At 73.2% G+C, this 3,815-nt stretch carries 4 protein-coding genes and 1 pseudogene; 2 read left to right on the forward strand and 3 right to left on the reverse strand.

Features of this window, described 5'->3' with window-relative positions; genetic code table 11:
- The 3 genes and pseudogenes from CCR97_RS29465 to hemC all read right to left on the reverse strand — a co-directional run.
- Window positions 1–408 (reverse strand): annotated as a pseudogene (locus CCR97_RS29465) (hypothetical protein); the annotation flags it as partial.
- A gap of 111 nt (window positions 409–519) precedes the next feature.
- Window positions 520–1,215: a uroporphyrinogen-III synthase gene (locus CCR97_RS29470; RefSeq protein WP_111359206.1), complete on the reverse strand. Its 696-nt coding sequence runs from the start codon at window positions 1,213–1,215 to the stop codon at window positions 520–522.
- 15 nt (window positions 1,216–1,230) lie between these two features.
- Entirely contained in the window at window positions 1,231–2,169 is a 939-nt protein-coding gene (gene hemC, locus CCR97_RS29475) for a hydroxymethylbilane synthase (protein ID WP_111359207.1), read from the reverse strand.
- Between the two features lie 202 nt (window positions 2,170–2,371).
- Here hemC and tsaD point away from each other — a divergent pair, with 202 nt between their 5' ends.
- Complete coding sequence (gene tsaD, locus CCR97_RS29480) at window positions 2,372–3,490, forward strand: tRNA (adenosine(37)-N6)-threonylcarbamoyltransferase complex transferase subunit TsaD (RefSeq protein ID WP_111359208.1); 1,119 nt, start codon at window positions 2,372–2,374, stop codon at window positions 3,488–3,490.
- Between the two features lie 7 nt (window positions 3,491–3,497).
- Window positions 3,498–3,815 (forward strand): 2-dehydropantoate 2-reductase N-terminal domain-containing protein (locus CCR97_RS29485; RefSeq protein ID WP_201160167.1); only part of this gene is annotated, 318 nt, incomplete at its 3' end.

A 3,815-nucleotide genomic window follows, 5' to 3' on the forward strand; every position in this document is an offset into this window, starting at 1 on the left:
GCCGGCCTTGGTCTCCGCGACCTTGGTCTCGGCGGGTTTCGTGTCGGCGACCTTGGCATCGGCGACGGCCGGCTTCGGCGCCGACCCGGCGGGCTGGCCGGGAGACGGCTGGCCGGCCGGCACGGGCTTGGGCGGCGGCGCCGCCGCCTGCCCGACCGTCGGAGGAACGACCGTCGGCTGCGGGGCGCCCGGCTTGGTCGGCTGCGCATGAAGCACGGTCGGCTGGGAGGCGGGCGGCGTCGGCGCGCCCGGCTTGCCGGCGGCGGACGCCGGCGCAGGACTGTCGGAGCGAATCGGGGTCGTCGCGGCAGGCGACGGCGAGGCCTCGGCGCGCGCCTTGTTGCCCTCGGAGGGCGGCGGGCCTTGGTTGTCGGGCTTGTCTGCCGGTGGCTTCTTGGAGTCGGCCATCCACCTCTCCCGCTGCAATTGCGGACCATTTCGTCCAATGCGGATCACACCGCCATACTGCGCCGGTTTGGTGACGGCAACAACGGCGTCCCCGGCACCGGAGTCGCATCACTAAAGAAGCGCGAACAGGTTCGCCTCGTCCGGGTGCGCGGCGACGTGCACGTCCTGCGCGCCCGTGTCGCGGAGCGCCGCCGCGACCTGCGGTGACAGGCAGAGATGCCGCACGGCACGCGCCGCTCCGTCGAGCGAATCGACGATGCAGGCGGACAGGAACGCCTCCGCGGTGCGGCGCGAGTAGTGCAGCACCGCGTCGATCTCGTGCGCCTCGAGCGCCGCCCGCACGGCGTCGGGCAGCCGCGTCTGCGCGACCGCGCGATAGACCACGACGGTCTTCACCGACAGGCCGTGGCCGGCGAGCAGGCCTTCGAGATCGCCGGCCCGCTCCTCGCCGGCGAGATAAAGCACCGGATCGGTCGCGCCCGGCAGCGCCGCGGCGATCGTCTCGGCGAGCGCATGCACGTCGCCGTCGGCGGAGCGCACGTCGGCGACCCCTTCGGCGCGCGCCGCCTTGGCGGTCTTGCCGCCGACCGTGAACACCGGCACGCCGGAGCGCGGAAGCGACACGAGCGCCGGGATGGCGTTGGCGCTGGTGACGGCGACGGCCGCCCACGGGCCCTCGCCGATCGCCGGATCGGCGACCGGGACGATGCCGAGGAGCGGCGCGACCAGCACGTCGTGGCCGCGCTCGCGCAGCGCGGCCGCCGTGCGGGCGCCGTCCGGATCGGGCCGCGTGACGAGAAGCCGCACGCGCGCCTCCTCGGGTCAGAGGTGGGCGAAGAAGTCCGGGCCGCCCCGCTCCTTCAGCTCGCGGCCCGCATCGGCGCCGAGCGCCTCGGCATCCACACAGGCGCCCTCGCGCGAGGTCTCGTGGGCGACGCTGCCGTCGGTCTTCACGATGAGACCGCGTAGCGAGAGGCGGTCACCCGCCACCGTCGCGTGACCGGCGATCGGCGTGCGGCACGAACCGTCCAGCGCCCGCAGGAAGGCGCGCTCGGCGGTCAGCGCCGTGCGGGTGACGCCGTCGTCGATCTTGGCGAGGATGTCGCGGGTGCGAGTGTCGGCCTCGCGGCACTCGATGCCGACCGCGCCCTGGCCGACCGCCGGCAGGAAGACCGCGAGGTCGAATAGCGAGGTCACCTTCTCGGCGAGGCCGAGGCGCTTCAAGCCCGCATAGGCGAGCAGCGTCGCGTCGACCTCGCCGGTCTCGACCTTGCGCAGCCGGGTGTCGACATTGCCGCGGATCGAGACGACCTCGATGTCGGGCCGCAGGCGCTTGACCATCGCGCCCCGCCGCAGCGACGCCGTGCCGACCACGGAGCCGGGCGGCAGCTCGGCCAGTGTCGTCGCCTTCTTGCAGATGAAGGCGTCGCGGACGTCCTCGCGCGGCAGGCAGGCGGTGAGCGCCAGCCCGTCCGGCAGGTTGGTCTCCATGTCCTTGGAGGAGTGCACGGCGAGGTCGACCGCATTGTCGAACAGCGCCTGCTCGATCTCCTTGGTGAACAGCCCCTTGCCACCGACCTCGGCGAGCGGACGGTCCTGGATGATGTCGCCCGACGTCTTGATGATCGTGATCTCGATCGCCTCGAGCGGCACGCCGTGCGCGGCGGCGAGGCGCTTCTGCGTCTCGTGGGCCTGCCAGAGAGCGAGAGGGCTGCCCCGGGTTCCGATGCGGACGAAGGGCGGGGACGAGGATTGCGCCATGACACCTCACAATGCTACGCCGGGACCCTAATAGAAGCGGGTTTGCGCAGAAGGACTTATAGGAGCGGCCTCGGCGCAAGGGAAGGGGACGGAGGCGACGTGCGTAGTCGCCGGTACGCATCATCGCCGATCCATGATTGTTCACGCATGATCTCGCACCCGGATCTCGCTCCCATGATCTCGTACGGATGATCGCGCATTCATGATCGTTCTCGGGCTGGAGACCACCTGTGACGAGACGGCCGCCGCCGTGGTCGAGCGCGACGACGACGGGCGCGGCCGGATTCTGTCCAACGTCGTGTTCTCGCAGATCGACGAGCACGCGGCCTTCGGCGGCGTGGTGCCGGAGATCGCGGCGCGCGCCCATGTCGAGATCCTCGATGGCCTGATCGCACAGGCGATGCGCGAGTCGGGCCGCCACTTCGCCGAGCTGGACGGCGTCGCGGCCGCGGCCGGCCCGGGGCTGATCGGCGGCCTGATCGTCGGGCTGACCACGGCGAAGGCGATCGCCCTCGTCCACGAGACGCCGCTGATCGCCGTCAACCACCTGGAGGCGCACGCCCTGACGGCGCGGCTGACCAACGACCTGCCGTTTCCCTACTGCCTGTTCCTCGCCTCCGGCGGGCACACCCAGATCGTCGCCGTGCTCGGCGTCGGCGACTATGTCCGGCTCGGCACGACGCGCGACGACGCGATCGGCGAGGCGTTCGACAAGACTGCCAAGACGCTCGGCCTCGACTATCCGGGCGGCCCGGCCGTGGAGCGCGTCGCCCGCCAGGGCGATCCCGAGCGCTTCGCCCTGCCGCGCCCGATGGTCGGCCGCCCCGACGCCGACTTCTCGCTGTCGGGCCTCAAGACCGCGGTGCGGCTGGAGGCCGAGCGGCAGGCGCCGCTGTCCGACCAGGACGTGGCGGATCTGTGCGCCTCCTTCCAGGCGGCCGTCGCCGACATGGTGCGCGACCGGCTGCGCGCCGGGCTGAAGCTGTTCCGCGAGCGATTCGGCCAGCCGATGGCGCTGGTCGCCGCCGGCGGCGTCGCCTCCAACCAGGTGATCCGGGCACTGCTCAACACCAGCGCGCTCGACGGCGGCACCGTGCTGGTGCTGCCGCGGCCGGAGCTGTGCACCGACAACGGCGCCATGATCGCCTGGGCCGGGGCCGAGCGCCTCGCCTATGGCCTCACCGACACGCTCGACGCCGCGCCAAGACCGCGGTGGCCGCTCGACAGCGTACGCAAGCCGACCGAGCCTGGCGCCAGGCCGGGATTCGGGTCCGGATCCGGGGCGGGGTTCGGTCTGGCCGACGATCCGGTGCTCGCGTGATCCGACCGTGACGATCCTGCAGCGCATCGCCGTGATCGGGGCCGGCGCCTGGGGCGCCGCCCTCGCCAATGTGGCGGCCCGGGCCGGCCGCGACGTCGTGCTGGTCGCTCGCGACGCGGACGCCGCCGACGCGGTGCGCCGCGCCGGGGCCTCGCCGCACCTGCCCGACGTCGCCCTCGACGGCGCCATCGCGGTGGCGGGCGGGATCGACGCGGTCGCCGGCGCCGACGCCGTGCTGCTGGTGGTGCCGGCGCAGGCGCATGGCGCCGTCGCCGCGACGCTCGCCCCGGTGCTGGCGCCCGGCACCCCGGTCGTCGCCTGCGCC

This window comes from Rhodoplanes elegans (assembly GCF_016653355.1).
Classification (GTDB): Bacteria; Pseudomonadota; Alphaproteobacteria; order Rhizobiales; family Xanthobacteraceae; genus Rhodoplanes; species Rhodoplanes elegans.